12 protein-coding genes and 3 tRNA genes are annotated in these 15,558 nt (G+C 47.7%); 6 read left to right on the top strand and 9 right to left on the bottom strand.

Translation table 11 applies throughout. From position 1 onward, the window contains the following. Positions 1-164 precede the first annotated feature (164 nt). Together JHL22_RS00250 and JHL22_RS00245 are read right to left on the bottom strand one after the other, a co-directional pair. Positions 165-254, bottom strand: a tRNA-Ser gene (locus JHL22_RS00250). Positions 255-264: 10 nt separating this feature from the next. After that, positions 265-352: transfer RNA gene (locus JHL22_RS00245), tRNA-Leu, on the bottom strand. 322 nt (positions 353-674) lie between these two features. On the opposite strand from JHL22_RS00245, the gene JHL22_RS00240 reads away from it, so the two are divergent. The 4 genes from JHL22_RS00240 to JHL22_RS00225 all read left to right on the top strand — a co-directional run bounded on the left by JHL22_RS00240 (position 675) and on the right by JHL22_RS00225 (position 3,060). Continuing rightward, complete coding sequence (locus tag JHL22_RS00240) at positions 675-1,181, top strand: hypothetical protein (protein ID WP_200232639.1); 507 nt, start codon at positions 675-677, stop codon at positions 1,179-1,181. Between the two features lie 36 nt (positions 1,182-1,217). Next, positions 1,218-1,517: a virulence factor gene (locus tag JHL22_RS00235; RefSeq protein WP_200232638.1), complete on the top strand. Its 300-nt coding sequence runs from the start codon at positions 1,218-1,220 to the stop codon at positions 1,515-1,517. Positions 1,518-1,626: 109 nt separating this feature from the next. Beyond that, positions 1,627-1,703, top strand: a tRNA-Pro gene (locus tag JHL22_RS00230). Between the two features lie 373 nt (positions 1,704-2,076). Next, positions 2,077-3,060 carry a tripartite tricarboxylate transporter substrate-binding protein gene (locus tag JHL22_RS00225; protein WP_200232637.1) on the top strand — a complete coding sequence of 328 codons (984 nt, stop codon included), beginning with the start codon at positions 2,077-2,079 and terminating at the stop codon, positions 3,058-3,060. Between the two features lie 86 nt (positions 3,061-3,146). Here the strand turns inward: JHL22_RS00225 and JHL22_RS00220 are convergent, their stop codons facing one another. Both JHL22_RS00220 and JHL22_RS00215 read right to left on the bottom strand, forming a co-directional pair. Beyond that, positions 3,147-4,715, bottom strand: a complete 1,569-nt coding sequence (locus JHL22_RS00220) for a bifunctional aminoglycoside phosphotransferase/ATP-binding protein (RefSeq protein WP_200232636.1) — start codon at positions 4,713-4,715, stop codon at positions 3,147-3,149. Positions 4,716-4,728: 13 nt separating this feature from the next. Further along, the gene (locus JHL22_RS00215) at positions 4,729-6,996 is read right to left on the bottom strand and encodes a heavy metal translocating P-type ATPase (protein WP_200232635.1); all 2,268 of its coding nucleotides are present in this window, start codon (positions 6,994-6,996) and stop codon (positions 4,729-4,731) included. Positions 6,997-7,082: 86 nt separating this feature from the next. On the opposite strand from JHL22_RS00215, the gene cadR reads away from it, so the two are divergent. Beyond that, positions 7,083-7,511 carry a Cd(II)/Pb(II)-responsive transcriptional regulator gene (gene cadR / locus JHL22_RS00210; RefSeq protein ID WP_200232634.1) on the top strand — a complete coding sequence of 143 codons (429 nt, stop codon included), beginning with the start codon at positions 7,083-7,085 and terminating at the stop codon, positions 7,509-7,511. Between the two features lie 5 nt (positions 7,512-7,516). Here cadR and pstB read toward each other — a convergent pair whose 3' ends face one another. From pstB to ppk1, 5 genes are all read right to left on the bottom strand, one after another. Continuing rightward, the gene (gene pstB, locus JHL22_RS00205; protein ID WP_200232633.1) at positions 7,517-8,293 is read right to left on the bottom strand and encodes a phosphate ABC transporter ATP-binding protein PstB; all 777 of its coding nucleotides are present in this window, start codon (positions 8,291-8,293) and stop codon (positions 7,517-7,519) included. A gap of 35 nt (positions 8,294-8,328) precedes the next feature. Further along, complete coding sequence (gene pstA, locus JHL22_RS00200; RefSeq protein ID WP_200232632.1) at positions 8,329-9,216, bottom strand: phosphate ABC transporter permease PstA; 888 nt, start codon at positions 9,214-9,216, stop codon at positions 8,329-8,331. A gap of 18 nt (positions 9,217-9,234) precedes the next feature. Beyond that, positions 9,235-10,194, bottom strand: a complete 960-nt coding sequence (gene pstC / locus JHL22_RS00195; RefSeq protein ID WP_200232631.1) for a phosphate ABC transporter permease subunit PstC — start codon at positions 10,192-10,194, stop codon at positions 9,235-9,237. 156 nt (positions 10,195-10,350) lie between these two features. After that, entirely contained in the window at positions 10,351-11,397 is a 1,047-nt protein-coding gene (pstS, locus tag JHL22_RS00190; RefSeq protein WP_200232630.1) for a phosphate ABC transporter substrate-binding protein PstS, read from the bottom strand. 281 nt (positions 11,398-11,678) lie between these two features. Continuing rightward, on the bottom strand, positions 11,679-13,763 hold the full coding sequence (gene ppk1, locus JHL22_RS00185) for a polyphosphate kinase 1 (RefSeq protein ID WP_200232629.1): 2,085 nt from the start codon (positions 13,761-13,763) through the stop codon (positions 11,679-11,681). Positions 13,764-14,017: 254 nt separating this feature from the next. Between ppk1 and JHL22_RS00180 the strand changes: the two genes are divergently transcribed. Continuing rightward, complete coding sequence (locus tag JHL22_RS00180; protein ID WP_200232628.1) at positions 14,018-15,517, top strand: Ppx/GppA phosphatase family protein; 1,500 nt, start codon at positions 14,018-14,020, stop codon at positions 15,515-15,517. The last annotated feature ends 41 nt before the right edge of the window (positions 15,518-15,558 follow it).

The following is a 15,558-nucleotide window of genomic DNA, read 5'->3' as shown; positions in this document are numbered from 1 at the left end:
CCCCATACTAACAAATTTGACATTGCGCGGGCATCCAAACACAAAAAAAGCCCTTTAATGAGCACCTTTTGTGTTTGCTTCTTCGCGTCCAACTTTATATACCTGCTCATAAAATAACAATAAAAAAACCCCGGACCATTGCTGAATCCGGGGTTTTTGCATACTGGCGGAAGCTGTGAGATTCGAACTCACGGAGGGCGCAAACCCTCGCCGGTTTTCAAGACCGGTGCATTCAACCGCTCTGCCAAGCTTCCTTTTTCTCTCTGGTGCACTCGGCCGGAATCGAACCGGCACGGGCGCAATGCCCGAGAGATTTTAAGTCTCTTGTGTCTACCTATTCCACCACGAGTGCGAAACACTTAAGAAAGAAGAAATATAGCATGGCAATTTAAATGCTGTCTACAAAACGTTATTAAAAACAAATATTCCCCTGAAAACCATGACATTTTTACAACATTATTAAGAATAACCTTATAAAACCCGTTACAAACCCGTTAAAAAATCAACCAGCAAAGCCTTCATTATTTCAATTGGTTCCAAATATACCCTTTTTTAATTATTACTTTCATTTGGGTGGCTTTGCGAAACAAATTGGAAATAGGCATTGCCTGATAATGAGCCTATAGTGCTGTACAGTAAAGATTCAGCCCATCAAGCTTTGCACGAGGTTAGACATGAAAAAAATTCTTGCAGTATTGGCCCTGACTATTGGCCTTGCCGGTTGCGTCATTGATGATGGCTATGGCTATTACAATGATTATTATAGCCCCGGATACAGCAGCGGCTATGGCTACACCAATTCTTATTACACCACCAATAACTACCGATATTACGATAACAACAGCCGTCGCTGGGTAACCCGCAGTCATGCCGATCAGAAACGGCATTGGGATAATGACAGAAAAAACACCAATCGCCACAACTGGAACCGCAAACCCGATCGAGCCCGCCACGACGCAAAACCCAACACGCCTCCCCGTCAATCGATAAAGCGTAGCAATCAAAAAAACCCCTGGATTGAACGCACTCAAAGCAACCGCCGCATTGAAAAAAACCAGAATACCGTTCGTCGTCCTGCCTTCAACAGGAACGAGAGGCCACAATCAAATCTGCGCCCATCAAGAGAAAGAAGCACCGATAATCGCTCTGAGTCACGTCGCCGAGCCAATGATAGTCGCTAACGTAATAGCCAAATTCAAATACCTGCAGGAGTTCACATGAAGAAATTATTATTGCCATTTTTTACCGCTGCCGCGTTAAGTATGGGGTCAGCGGCTAACGCACAAATTAACGTTGACATTGGAATAGGCTTACCCGGCGTTGTTGTGGAAAGACCGCATCGCCATTATGCACCACCACCGGTGGTTTATGTAGAGCGTCACCGTCATGTCCATCCAAGAGCCATTTATTATGATGATCACCCCAGGTATGGGCATAAGCACTACAAAAAACACAACAAAAAGCATTTTAAAAAACATGGTCACCCTCACCACAGGCATTACCGTGGCAGAGATTAATGTTGTTTTTTTGCTTTTTTGATGCAAACCTCACTTAAAGGCTTGCAAAAAACAAGGTAGTTATGTCATAATTCTTTCTTCACTGCTTAACACAGCGAAGAAAACAAGTCGGGGCATAGCGCAGCCTGGTAGCGCATCTGGTTTGGGACCAGAGGGTCGTAGGTTCGAATCCTACTGTCCCGACCATAAATTCCCAAGAATACCAACAAGTTAGCCGCTTAACAGTTAATTAAACTGAAGCGGCTTTTTTGTGTCTGCGTGACTTTTGCGTGACGTATGACACGCTTTATTTACTATTCAAAAGTCAGTCCCCCTCACTCAGTTCCCACTTACTCAGCACTCACTCAGTCAGTTGCCTCACACCCACACCCTCTGCTGATAAAAATCAAATCCTCCATTAATAAAAATAATTAATATGATTTTTTGGCTCTGAAGGTATATATTTATTTGTTACTAAAGAAAACAAAAGGTATTCGTTGCTTGCAGAATCTGCACCGGCTTTTTATCTTATAAAAATAAAACAGACACAATTTTTATTTCTACTTCAAGGATAGTAACTATGTTGTATTTTAAAAAAACCATACTGGCCGCCGGCATGGCAATGGGCTTCCTGGGTTTTGCAGCACAGGCCGAAGAAAGCAAATACCCCGATCGTCCTGTTAACATGGTCATCCCGTTTACGGCAGGCGGCCCTACCGATAACGTTGCCCGTTCACTGGCCGAAGCCATGCGTCTGCCACTGGGCGAAACCGTCATTGTTGAAAACAAGGCAGGTGCAGGTGGCACGATTGGCACCACTTATGTGGCCCACCAAAAGCCTAACGGCTACAATATTTTGCTTATGCACATCGGGTTTTCTACCGCTCCATCACTCTATAAAAAACTGGGCTATGATCCTGCTAAAAGTTTTGAGCCTATCGGCATGGTCGTTGATGTTCCCATGACCATTATTGCCCGCGAAGACTTTCCAGCCAACAACATGAAAGAGCTGGTTGAGTATGTAAAAGCACACAAAGATGAAGTCACGCTGGCCAATGCCGGTGTGGGTGCCGCCAGCCATCTGTGTGGCACCATGCTAATGTCCGCCATGGATGTAGACCTGCTAACTATTCCTTATAAAGGCGCTGCACCCGCCATGAATGACCTGCTGGGCAAACAGGTAGACTTACTGTGCGACCAAACCACCAATACATCGCAGCAAATCCTGGGCAAAAAAGTAAAAGCCTTTGCCATTACCAGTGCAGAACGCTCTCCTACCCTTCCAGACCTGCCAACCATGCAGGAAGAAGGCTTTAAAGACTTTCAGGTTGGTATCTGGCATGCCTTATGGGCACCGGCTGGTACCCCCAAACCGGTGATGGAAAAACTGGAGTCTTCCCTGGCAACCGCTTTAAAAGATCCAAAATTTGTAGAACGCATGGATAAACTGGGCGCCACCGTACTTGAAAACGACGCCAACCCAGCCGCCCTGGAAGCCAAGGTAGAACAGCAAATCCCGGTATGGGCAGAATTGTTCAAAAATGCAGGTGTTGAACCACAATAAGCCTGTTCACCATATATCTCTAGCGTAAGCCAAACACCCTGAAAGCAGTCACGCACCGGAACCCAACCGGTGCGTGACGCTGCATTTCAGACAAACGCCCTATAGGCAGCCAGTCGTTGCGCTTTCCGCCTTAAATCCTCTTGCGAACCATCATTCACTATAATGGATGAAAACACTTTCCAGTCTGCTGGTACCGGCTCAAAACTGCCCGTTTGTGCATCCAGTACGCCTACCGTAGCATCCGAAGGGTCTTTGCCTTCCTGCGCCCTTTTAATAATGCGTTCTTTCATCATGTGTTCGGGTGCCTCACAAGCCACCAGCCTGAATGGTACACCCAAACGGACAGCAAGATGATGGAACATCACACGCTCTGCCTGACGCAAAAAAACGGCATCAATAATGGCCGTGAACCCTGACTGCAACAGCGTTTCGGCAAGTTCAAGCAGGCAGCGGTAAACCCGTTGGCTGGCCTCTGGCGAATAAAGCACTTCTTTGCTTACCACCCGTCCATTTTTTGGCGTTACGTTAAACAGGCGTTTGCGCTCGGTATCGGAACGTAGCCGTATACCACCTATAGCGTCAGCCAGCATTTGTGCCATGGTAGACTTTCCTGAACCACTCAAGCCATATACCAGCACCAATTCCACCTTCTTTTCAGAATAAACAAAACTTTTTGCCAAGGCCCAGTATTGGCTGAATTTTTCTTTATTGCCTTGCATTAAGGCAATTTTAGCTCTTACCAATGCCCGGTAAGCCGCATATTCATGCAAAAGCCGCAGCCCCTCATAATCACCGCTTTGTTCCAGATAAAGATTAATTAAACGCGACGCAAGCTCAGGCTGCCGGTTGGCATGCAAGTCCATATACGTAAAGGCAATATCGTTAATCACATCAATATTGCTTAAGGTCTCATCAAACTCCAGCGCATCAAATGCCATCACCCGGTCTTGCCACAGCACAATATTACCCAGGTGCAAATCACCGTGGCAAGGCCTGAAAAACCCCTGTTGAATTCGTTGGTCACGCCATGGCAAGTGGCTGTCAAACGTTGCGGCAAGGTCTTGTCTGAAACCGTCCCACTCTGTGGCTTCTGGCATGGTTGAAAATTGTGGATGGGACTTGATTTCCTCAAAGCTTTCAAGCAACCAGTCTAGCGTGGTTTTTTCATTCACCACGGTGGCAGACAAACGCGGCAAAGACTCATGAAACCGGGCCAAATGCCGGGCCAGTGTTTCTACCAGTGAAAACGTCAGTGTCCCTGCGCGCGCCATCACGGCAAATTCCTGCGTGGTATCAAAACGGCGCATTTTTACCAGCCAGTCTATAACCGCTTCCTGGCCATTAATATCAGGCGCTTGCAGACTACCGGTTACCGGCAATACATCCAGGTACAATTCCGGTGCCGTGCGCCGGTTTATCTCCAGCTCTTTAAGGCAAAAATGATGCCGGCTTTCCAGGGTGGAAAAATCAAGAAAAGGCAATGTGAGCGGCTTTTTAAGTTTATAGGCAAACTTACCGGCCAAAATGATGGTTGAGATATGCGTTTGCAAGACCACCACCTGCGTACCAGCCTGTGCTTCAAGCTTTTGGCACAGGCCTTTTACCATTAACGCATGGTTATCCAGCAAATTATCCCGCTGCGGTAAATCTGTCATGCTCTCCATCCATTCAATAAGTTGCCTTGAAAGACAACAGCCTGAGCCCGTTTAAAACCACCAACAGGCTTGCCCCCATATCTGAAAAAACCGCCATCCACATGGTGCCCATACCCGCCAGGGTTAGCACCAGAAACACCAGTTTAATACCCAGCGCCAAAACAATATTCTGCACCAGAACCCGATAAGTAGCACGGGACAATTCAATAAAACGGGGTATTTTTCGTAAATCATCATCCATCAAGGCGACATCCGCCGTCTCAATGGCCGTATCAGTCCCCATTACCCCCATCGCAAAACCAATATCCGAACGGGCCAGAGCTGGCGCATCGTTAATGCCATCGCCAACCATACCTGCCATGCCGGACTTTTGCAATTCACCAATGGCATCCAGCTTGTTTTCGGGCATTTGCTGGCCCAGCGCACGATTTATACCCACCTGGCTGGCAATGGCCTGTACCGTTTGCTGATTGTCTCCTGACAGGATGATGGTTTTAACCCCCTGCGCATGCAACATCTTGATCGCTTGCCGGCTACCCGGCTTGATGGTGTCTGCCACCGCAAAAACCGCCAACACCTGGTTCAGGCTGCGCAGTATCACCACCGTTTTCCCCTGGCTTTCATAAGTATGAATGGCCTGGGTTACAACTGCATTAAGCAAGCCCTTATCAAGCGCATGACGCGGGCTTTCCAGTATATATTCAACCGCATTGATGACTCCCTGTACACCCCGGCCAGCCAGGGCCTGGAAATCATCTACCGCATGAAACGGCAAGCCGTCTTTCCTGACAGCCTGCGCCACCGCCATGGATACCGGATGGTCAGACAAACTGGCCAGGCTGGCTGCCAATGTTCGTACCCCGGTTTCATCCAGGCTTGTTCCAACCCTGTTTTCTGCATCCCGGGCAACTGAAACGTTTTCTGTCATAAACATCATATCGGTTTGCACCGGTTTGCCCTGCGTGATGGTGCCGGTTTTATCAAGAGCCAGCCAGCGCAGTTTGCGGGCTTTTTCCAGATAGGCCGCCCCTTTAACCAGCACACCATGCCGGGCTGCGGCCGTTAAGCCACTAACCAGCGTAACCGGTGTAGAAATAACCAGGGCGCAAGGGCAGGCAATTACCAGCAACACCAGCGCCATGTAAATGGCCTCTAGCCAGGCAGTACCAAGCACAAGGGGCATGAACACAGCAAGCAGTAGCGCTAGCAGGCACACCACAGGCGTATAGTATTTGGCAAACTGGTCTACAAAGCGTTGCAAAGGAGCCTTACTGGCCTGGGCCTGCTCAACCACCCGAATAATACGGGCCAAGGTACTGTTTTCGGCCGGGGTATCCACCTTGAATTCCAGTAAGCCACTTTGGTTAATAGTGCCTGCATACAGCCCGTCACCTTGCCGCTTATCAACCGGCATACTTTCACCGGTAATGGGTGCCTGGTTAACCGTGGAATATCCCTTGATGACTGTTCCATCAAGCGGAATCTGCTCACCCGGCCGCACCCGGACAAGATCGCCTTTATCAACCTGCCCTACTGGCCATTCCACCCAGCCGCCATCCACCTGCTTAACCCAGGCGGTTTGGGGCACCATTTGCAACAAGTTGCCCACGGCATGACGGGCACGATCCAGTGATTTGGCTTCCAGCAACTCGGCAATGCTAAACAACACCATCACCATGGCTGCCTCGGGCCATTGCCCGATCAACAAAGCGCAACTTACCGCAATGGTCATGAGCGCATTAATATTAAGCTGGAAGTTGCGTAAGGCAATCATTCCCTTGCGATAGGTTCCCAGGCCCGATAAGGCCACTGCCAGTATCGCCAATAAAGCAGACAATACCCATGGCCACTCAGCCCAATGAATAATTTCTGAAGCAATCGCCAATAGGGCCGCAACCGGCAGTTTCCAGCCAAAGGACAGCCGGTTTTCTTGCTGGCCAACACCTGAAACAGCCTTATCCGCTTCTGCAGTTTGCGGATCAAAACCCAAAGATTTAATCGCCGCCAGAATGGCATCCAAAGCATGAGGTTGATGCACCACCAGCAATTCACGCTGCATCAAATTAAAACTCATGGCCATCACCCCTGCCGTATCTTCAAGCCGGGTTCGGATAAGCCGCTCTTCGGTAGGGCAATCCATTTGCATGATACGAATAGGGGTTTGCACGGCATCACCCGCCACCTGTTGAGACGGCAGATCCCTTAATCCCTGCGCTGTTTTTTTGGGGTTGTCATGAGCATGCTCATGATTGTGATTATGTTGCTGGCAGCAGCCTGACATGACTTACTCCATTTATGCGTTAATTCATTTATAATCATTAAACACCCTGTAGTAACTACAAGGTCAAGCATTTTCAGGAGCATTTTATGAAAATAGGTGAATTGGCCAGTTTGCTAAACTGCAAAGCGGAAACCATCCGCTATTATGAAAAAGAAGGCTTGTTACCCAAGCCTGGTCGCACTGCCAGCAATTATCGGCACTATGGTGATGAGCATGTTAAACGCCTGCGGTTTATCCGCAACTGCCGCTTACTGGATATGACGCATGATGAAATTCGCACGCTATTGCTGGTGCAAGATGAAAGCAGCAATAACTGTGCCTGCTTTAACCAGGTGATAGATGAACACCTGGGGCATGTAGATGCCCGGATCCAGGAACTGGTTTACCTGAAAGAGCAACTGGTAGACTTAAGAAAGCAATGCGAAACGGCGCAGGCAGTTGAAAACTGTGGCATTTTCAGGCAACTTTCCACCATGGAAAACACCAAACCACCCACACGCCATTCGCATTTATAACGGCATTAACCGAAACGACCGGTAATGTAATCTTCGGTTTCCTTGCGCTGTGGTTTAACAAAGACTTTCTCTGTTTCACCAAATTCCATCAACTCACCCAAGTACATATAGGCGGTGTAGTCGGAACAACGGGCAGCCTGCTGCATGTTATGAGTCACAATGGCAACGGTATAGTCGTTTTTCAACTCGGTAATCAGTTCTTCAATTTTCATGGTTGAAATAGGGTCAAGCGCAGAGCAAGGCTCATCAAGCAACAACACTTCAGGCTTAATTGCCACACCACGCGCAATGCACAAACGCTGTTGCTGGCCACCCGACAAACCATTACCGCTTTGGCCCAGTTTGTCTTTCACTTCATTCCACAAGGCCGATTTTGTAAGCGCCCACTCAACCCGCTCGTCCATTTCAGCCTTGCTGAGTTTTTCAAACAACTTGACACCAAAGGCAATATTGTCATAGATACTCATGGGAAACGGGGTGGGTTTTTGGAAAACCATCCCCACTTTTGCACGAATCAATGAAATATCAGTATTGGTGGTAAGCAGATTTTCACCATCAAGATTGATCTCACCCTCTGCACGCTGGCCAGGATAGAGTTCAAACATGCGGTTAAAGGTACGCAACAGGGTGGATTTCCCACAACCTGAAGGACCAATGAAAGCGGTTACCTTATTGCGGGCAATACGCATGTTGACGTCTTTGATCGCATGAAAACCACCATAATAAAAGTTCAGGTTTTTAACTTCGATCTTTGTCTCATCGACTGGAACCAAATTTTCCATTTCAATTTCCTAAAATCTGTATATCGATAATCTGTTTACTTACGGAACAAACTGCGGGCCAGGATATTCAGGCCTAGTACCAGCAAGGTAATAAGTGTTGCTCCTGCCCAGGCCAATTCGTTCCAATCTTTAAAGGGACTGGCCGCGTATTGATAAATAACCACCGGCAGGTTAGCCATTGGGGCATTCATGTTCCAGCTCATGAACTGGTTGGACAGCGCGGTAAACAGCAAGGGAGCCGTTTCACCCATAATGCGGGCCACTGCCAACAGGACACCGGTAATAATGCCTGAACGTGCGGCACGGTAACAAATCATGGTCACAATACGCCATTTGGGGCAACCCAAAGCCGCTGCGGCTTCGCGCAAACTGTTTGGAACCAGCATAAGCATGTTGTCGGTGGTACGCACCACAACCGGAATAACCAGAATGGATAATGCCAGCGCACCCGCCCACCCCGAGTAATGCCCTACATTGGACACATACAGTGAGTAGATGAACAAACCAATAATAATGGAAGGGGCCGAGAGCAAGACATCGTTCAGGAAACGGGTAGCCGGGGCCAGCCATCCACGGCTGCCATATTCAGCCAGATAAGTGCCAGCCATAATACCAATGGGCGTGCCAATAATGGTACCTACTGCCGACATTAGCACAGAGCCAACAATGGCATTGGCCAAACCACCCGAATCACCCGGCCCGGGCGTAATGTCGGTAAACAGGGTAAAGGACAGCGATGCCCCGCCCTTGAGCAGCAGGGTAAAAATAATCCAGATAAGCCAGAACAAACCGAAAACCAGTGCAATGGAAGACAGCGTTAGCATGACTTTATTGATTTTACTACGCTTTCTATACAGTGCGTTGTCGTTGTTAAGCACCGACTTCACAGGTGAAGATGCGGTAAATATAGATTCAGTATTCATTTTTTGTATCCGGTACGCTTAAGTTTTCTTACCTTCACTCTTGGCTGCACGAGCTAGCAGTAAACGGGAAAGTGCCAAAACAATGGTCGTAATTAGGAACAGGATAAGACCCAGTTCGATCAAGGCCGATTTTTGCAAACCACCCGCCTCGTTAAATTCATTGGCAATGGCAGAGGCAATCGAGTTTGCCGGTGAGAAAATACTGTCGGGGAACCGGAATGCGTTACCAATAACAAAAGTAACCGCCATGGTTTCACCCAGTGCACGACCCAGGCCAAGCATAATGCCACCAATCACACCACTGCGTGTATACGGCAAGACGACTTTCCACATAACTTCCCAGGTAGAAGCCCCCAAGCCATAGGCGGATTCTTTCAGCAGGGTTGGCACCACCTCGAAGACATCACGCATAACCGAGGCAATGTAAGGAATGATCATAATGGATAAGATCAGGCCGGCCGTAAACAGGCCAATACCAAAAGGAGGCCCGGAAAATATCCCCCCAATAACGGGAATACTGCCAAAGACGGCAATCATACCAGGTTGAATATATTCCTGGAAAATTGGCACAAAAACAAACAAGCCCCACATACCATAAATAATGGAAGGGATGGCTGCCAGCATTTCTACCGCAATCCCCAAGGGCCTGCGCAACCAGGCTGGGGCCAGTTCGGTCAGGAACATGGCGATACCAAAAGAAACAGGAACCGCAATAAGCAGCGCAATAAATGCGGTTATTACCGTACCAAAAATGGGTACAACAGCACCATATACATCATTAACAGGGTCCCAGTCATTAGTTGTAAAAAATGACAGACCATATGCTGCAATGGTTTCACGACTTCCGTAAAGCAGGGAAACCATGATGGCGGCAAGCAAAATAAAAACGAAGAAGGCAAAAAACCTGGCTGTACCTTTAAACAAACCGTCTGCAAGCGCATTGCTACCTGCAGGGTTTGGCGGGATATCTTTTTTCATGGCTGAATCAGCAATTTTAATATTTGAAGAAACGGAAGGGGTTATTGTAGCGCTCATTCTCGACTCTACTTTTAATTTTGCAAAAAACATGGCGGTTTTTTAATAACCGCCATGTTTTTCAAACAAGGTTAGCCAATTAGTTGAACAACCCGTTGTTTATTTCCAAACTGCTTCACCACTCGCTGTTTTAATTTCAGATGCCCATGCATCGCGAACCTGGCTGGTCACCGCTTCTGGCAAAGGCACATAGTCCAGTTCGGCCGCTGTTTTGGCACCGTTTTTGAATGCCCAGTCAAAAAACGACAACACTGCTTTTGTTTGCTCGGGCTTTGTGGCAACTTTGTGTACCAGAATGAAAGTAGCAGCGGTAACAGGCCAGGATTCTGCACCCGGTTCGTTAGTTAATACAACACCCATGCCTGGCGTACCTTTCCAGTCAGCATTGGCGGCAGCTGCTGCGAATGCTTTTTGTTCTGGCTGAACAAATTTTCCGTCCAGGTTTTGCAATTGTGTCCAGGACAGGTTGTTTTGTTTTGCGTAAGCATACTCGACATAGCCAACCGAGTTTTTCAATTGACCCACATAAGCGGCAACACCTTCATTACCTTTACCGCCTTGACCCACCGGCCATTTAACCGCTTTGCCTTCACCTACTTTTTCTTTCCAATCGGGAGAAACTTTAGACAGATAGTTGGTCCAGCCAAAAGTGGTACCTGAACCGTCTGAACGATGAACAACAATGATATCGGTACCCGGCAATGTCAGATCGGCATTCAGGGCAACGATAGCGGGGTCGTTCCATTTCTTGATTTTACCCAGGAAAATATCAGCCAGCAACGAGCCAGACAGTTTCAGTTCGCCTGGCTTGATACCATCAATATTAACAACAGGTACGGTACCACCAATAACGGCAGGGAATTGAAGCAAGTTGCTTTCTGTCAGTTTTTCGGCATTCATTGGATCGTCTGAAGCACCAAAATCTACGGTTTTAGCAATAATTTGCTGTTGACCACCGCCTGAACCGATTGACTGGTAATTGATTTTATTACCTGTTTGCGCTGCGTACTCAGATGCCCATTTTGCATAAATAGGATATGGGAAAGAGGCGCCTGCACCCGTTACGTTGCTGGCGGCCTGTACTGAAAAAGCAGCAGTGCCCAAAGCGACTGCCAATGTAACGCGTTTAAATGCATGCTTCAACATTATTTTTCCTTTCGAGAAAAGTGTAAATGGATTTTTGTACCAATGACGACATAGTAAATCCCGAATATGACATGATTGTGACAATTCCTTCATATTTTTCTACCACCTGTATAGGCTACAATCTCTAAAAACCCTAAGCTATCAAGCATTTACAGGCAAGCTGTTGAATTTTCGCATCAAATCCAAAACCGTGGGAAAACATCAACAATCCTTAAGGCTGTTAACACCTGCCCCCGATTAAACGCCTGACCAGGCTTGCTCCCACTTATGGGGCAGAAAAATTATTTACCCAACAATCCCATTAAATGGCTTTGCAAATTAAAACGCTGGCGACGGTTCCGGACCCGCACATAATTGCCGTCTGCCTGTTGCTCCCAGGCCAATACATTATCTTTAAGCGCATAGGTAAAGGATTCGGCAATAACCCGCTTTTTAAGTACAGGACTTAAAACCGGAAACGCCACCTCTACACGACGGAAAAAATTGCGTTCCATCCAGTCTGCCGAAGAAAGATAGACCTGTTCTTTACCATCATCATAAAAATAAAATACCCGGGAATGCTCAAGGAAACGACCCACAATGGAACGTACGCGAATATTTTCCGACATACCGGCCACCCCGGCACGCAAGGCACATACGCCACGCACGATCAAGTCAATTTCCACCCCCGCCTGGCTTGCCTCATAAAGCGCATGAATAACCTGCACATCGAGCAAGGAATTCATTTTTGCCATAATACGGGCTTTTTTACCCTGACGGGCATTGTCAGCCTCGTTGTTAATAAACGCCACCATTTTTTCATGCAGGGTAAATGGAGACTGCAGCAGCAATTTTAACGGACGCCTTGCCCCCAGACCGGTTAACAGCGAGAAGATCTTATCCATATCCTCGGTAATGTCCCGGTTAGCGGTTAGCATGCCAAAGTCGGTATATAAACGCGCGGTGCTCGGATGATAATTCCCTGTCCCCAAGTGGCCATAACGCACAATGCGACGCCCTTCTTTTCTTAACACCAACGCCATTTTGGCATGGGTTTTATGACCCACTACCCCATACACCACATGCGCCCCAACCTCTTCCAGTTTGGCGGCCCAATTGATATTGGTTTGTTCGTCAAAACGAGCCATTAACTCTACGACCACGGTAACTTCCTTACCCGACTTGGCTGCCATCACCAGCAGACGCATTAACTCGGAATCTTCACCGGTACGGTAAATAGTTTGTTTGATTGCCACCACGGCTGGGTCTATAGCGGCTGCCGTTAAAAAATCAAGTACCGGACCAAAAGATTGGTAAGGATGATGCAACAGCAGATCTTCTTTGGCAATGGCACTGAACATGTGCTCGGGATGGTCTTCCATTTTGTCAAAGGGAGGCGGGATTTTAGCCCTGTAACCGGGAAACACCAATTCTGTGCCCGCATCAATATCACACAAAGGCATGATTCGGGTCAGGTTGACCGCCCCATCAGTACGGTAAGTATCCCGTAGTGTCAGTGCAAACTCGGACTGCAGAAAAATTTCCAGTTCTTCAGGGGTATCATCGGAAATCTCCAAGCGAACCGCTGCGCCAAAATTTCGCTGTGACAACTCTCCCTGCAAGGCCTGACGCAAATCGGTGACCTCATCTTCATCCACATACAAATCGCTATTACGTGTAACCCGCCACTGATACAGACCTTTGATCTCCAGCCCAGGGAACAGGTCTCCGACAAATAAATGCATCAGACTGGACAACAAGGTATGCCCATGTTTTTGCCCGCACACTTCTTCAGGAATTCTCAACAGCCGGGGCAAGGCACGCGGTGCCTGGACAATGGCAATGGAAGAATTGCGCCCAAACGCATCAATACCCGACAGTGAAACAATGAAGTTAAGGCTTTTGTTATAAACCCGGGGAAACGGATGGGACGGATCAAGCCCAATCGGTGTCAATAAAGGCATGACATCGTTCAGGAACACTTCACGGGCCCATGTCATCATGGCTTCGGTGTATTCCTGGGGCTTGTATATATAAACCCCTTTTTCACGCAAGGTAGGTAATATTTGCTGGTTCAATAAAGCATATTGTCGCTTGACCAGTTCATGCATTTTTTGTTGCACCAGTTCAAAAGCCTCACCGGGCGTATAGCCATCATCACCAATCACCCGTGGATTGCGCCGCTCCTGCTCTTTGATGCTGGCAATCCGTATTTCAAAAAACTCGTCAAGGTTGGAACTCACAATACATATATATCGCAAGCGCTCAAGCAATGGGGTATTTTCGTTTTCGGCCATTCCCAACACCCTGGCGTTGAACTTGAGCAACGACAGCTCACGATTCAACAAATTGGGGGGTGATACTTCTTCCTGATTATTCTCGATCATGATTACCTTGCAATGGAAATTAAATTTTTATCCGTTGCTTATACACTATATAAATTACCCTTTAATGACAATGCTATTGTCATATATTTGTTTTCATTAGGCCAACAGTCAGCATCTGTCTCTGCTTACCTCCCCTTCACAAGACCAATAATCCCGCCAGTCACACTTAAATTTGCCCGCATCTATTGTTTTAGCCAAAGTGAGCATATATTTTTACTAAAATAGCGCAACTAAATTTTCAAGACAGCAAGAGCATGGATCAAGATAACTTATTAGCTGCCGTCGACCTGGGTTCCAACAGTTTCCGGCTTTCTATCGGGCGGGTTGTCCAGCGTGAAGGCATTTCACAAATCTATGCACAAGACAGGTTAAAAGAAACGGTTCGCCTGGCAGCCGGCCTGGATGAAAACATGATTCTTGGTGAAGATGCCATTGCAAGGGCTATTGCTGTCCTTGAGCGTTTTGGTGACCGTATAGAAAACTTCCCGCCAGACCGTGTTCGTGTGGTTGCCACCAATACTTTTAGGGTTGCCCGCAATATCAAGGAATTCCTGCCACGCGCCGAAGCCGCACTAGGCTACCCGATTGAAGTGGTGGCTGGTCACGAAGAAGCCCGGCTGGTTTTTTCTGGGGTTGCCCATGAACTGCCGCCTTCAGACGAAAAACGGCTGGTTATCGATATCGGTGGGGGCTCAACCGAATTCATTATCGGCCAGCACCTTGAAGCCAAACTGATGCAGTCACTTGGCATGGGTTGTGTCAGCTTTACCAAAGCTTATTTTCCTGAAGGGGTGGTTACCGCCGAGGGTTTTGCCCATGCTGAAATTGCCGCACGCAAAGAACTTGAAGCCATTTCCAAACAATTCCAAAGAATGGGCTGGGCCGAAGCTTATGGCTCTTCCGGCACCGCCAAGGCTTTAGTAGCCACCCTGGAAGAATCGGGCTTTTCTGAAAAAGGCATCACCCTTGATGGCATGCAAAAACTCAAGAAGGTCCTGATTCGCTACGGCTCGGCCAAGGCACCCGAACTGAAAGGTCTTAAAATTGACCGCATGGAAGTGTTGCCTGCCGGATTGTCCATCATGATTTCAGCGTTCAAAGAACTTAAAATAGAGCGCATGTTACAGGGTGAAGGTGCACTTCGGGTTGGTGTGCTTTATGACATGCTGGGACGTCAGGCCGCGGTCGATAAACGTGATGAATCCGTCAAACAGTTCATCAGACGCTATCATATAGATATCAAACAAGCCACCCGCGTGAAGCAACTTTCACTGCAGTTTTTTGACCAATTGAAGCTGGAAGACCCGCTGGCCGGTGAATTACGCCAGGCACTTGGGTGGGCCGCCGATTTACATGAAGTAGGTTTAAGCATTTCACAAAACGCTTATCATAAACACACCGCCTATGTATTGGGCAATGCCGATATGCCGGGGTTTTCCAAAGCAGACCAAAGCGTCCTGTCATTGCTAACACTGGGTCATCAAGGCAAACTTGATAAAATCAACCCGCACACGCCCAACAGAAGCCAATGGCTTGCACTGTTGTGTTTAAGGCTGGCCGCCCTGTTCTTGCGCCGCCGCCAGCTTCTTAACCCGGAAATTGTCAGGCTTGAAGTAAATGGAAAAACCGTCTCGGTGATTATTTCCAGCAAATGGCTGGCTGACCATCCATTAACACAATATAGCCTTAAGCTGGAAGCGTCTGAATGGAAGCATGCCGATGCCAAACTTAGCTTCAAGGTTGTGCCCGCATAGCTAATTATGCGCACTTATAATGGCTTCTTTTACCAGCAAGA

It is taken from the genome of Advenella mandrilli (genome assembly GCF_016595155.1).
Classification (GTDB): Bacteria; Pseudomonadota; Gammaproteobacteria; order Burkholderiales; family Burkholderiaceae_B; genus Advenella; species Advenella mandrilli.
The sequence above is the reverse complement of the archived record's forward strand: the minus strand, read 5'-3'. Positions and strand labels throughout refer to the sequence as shown.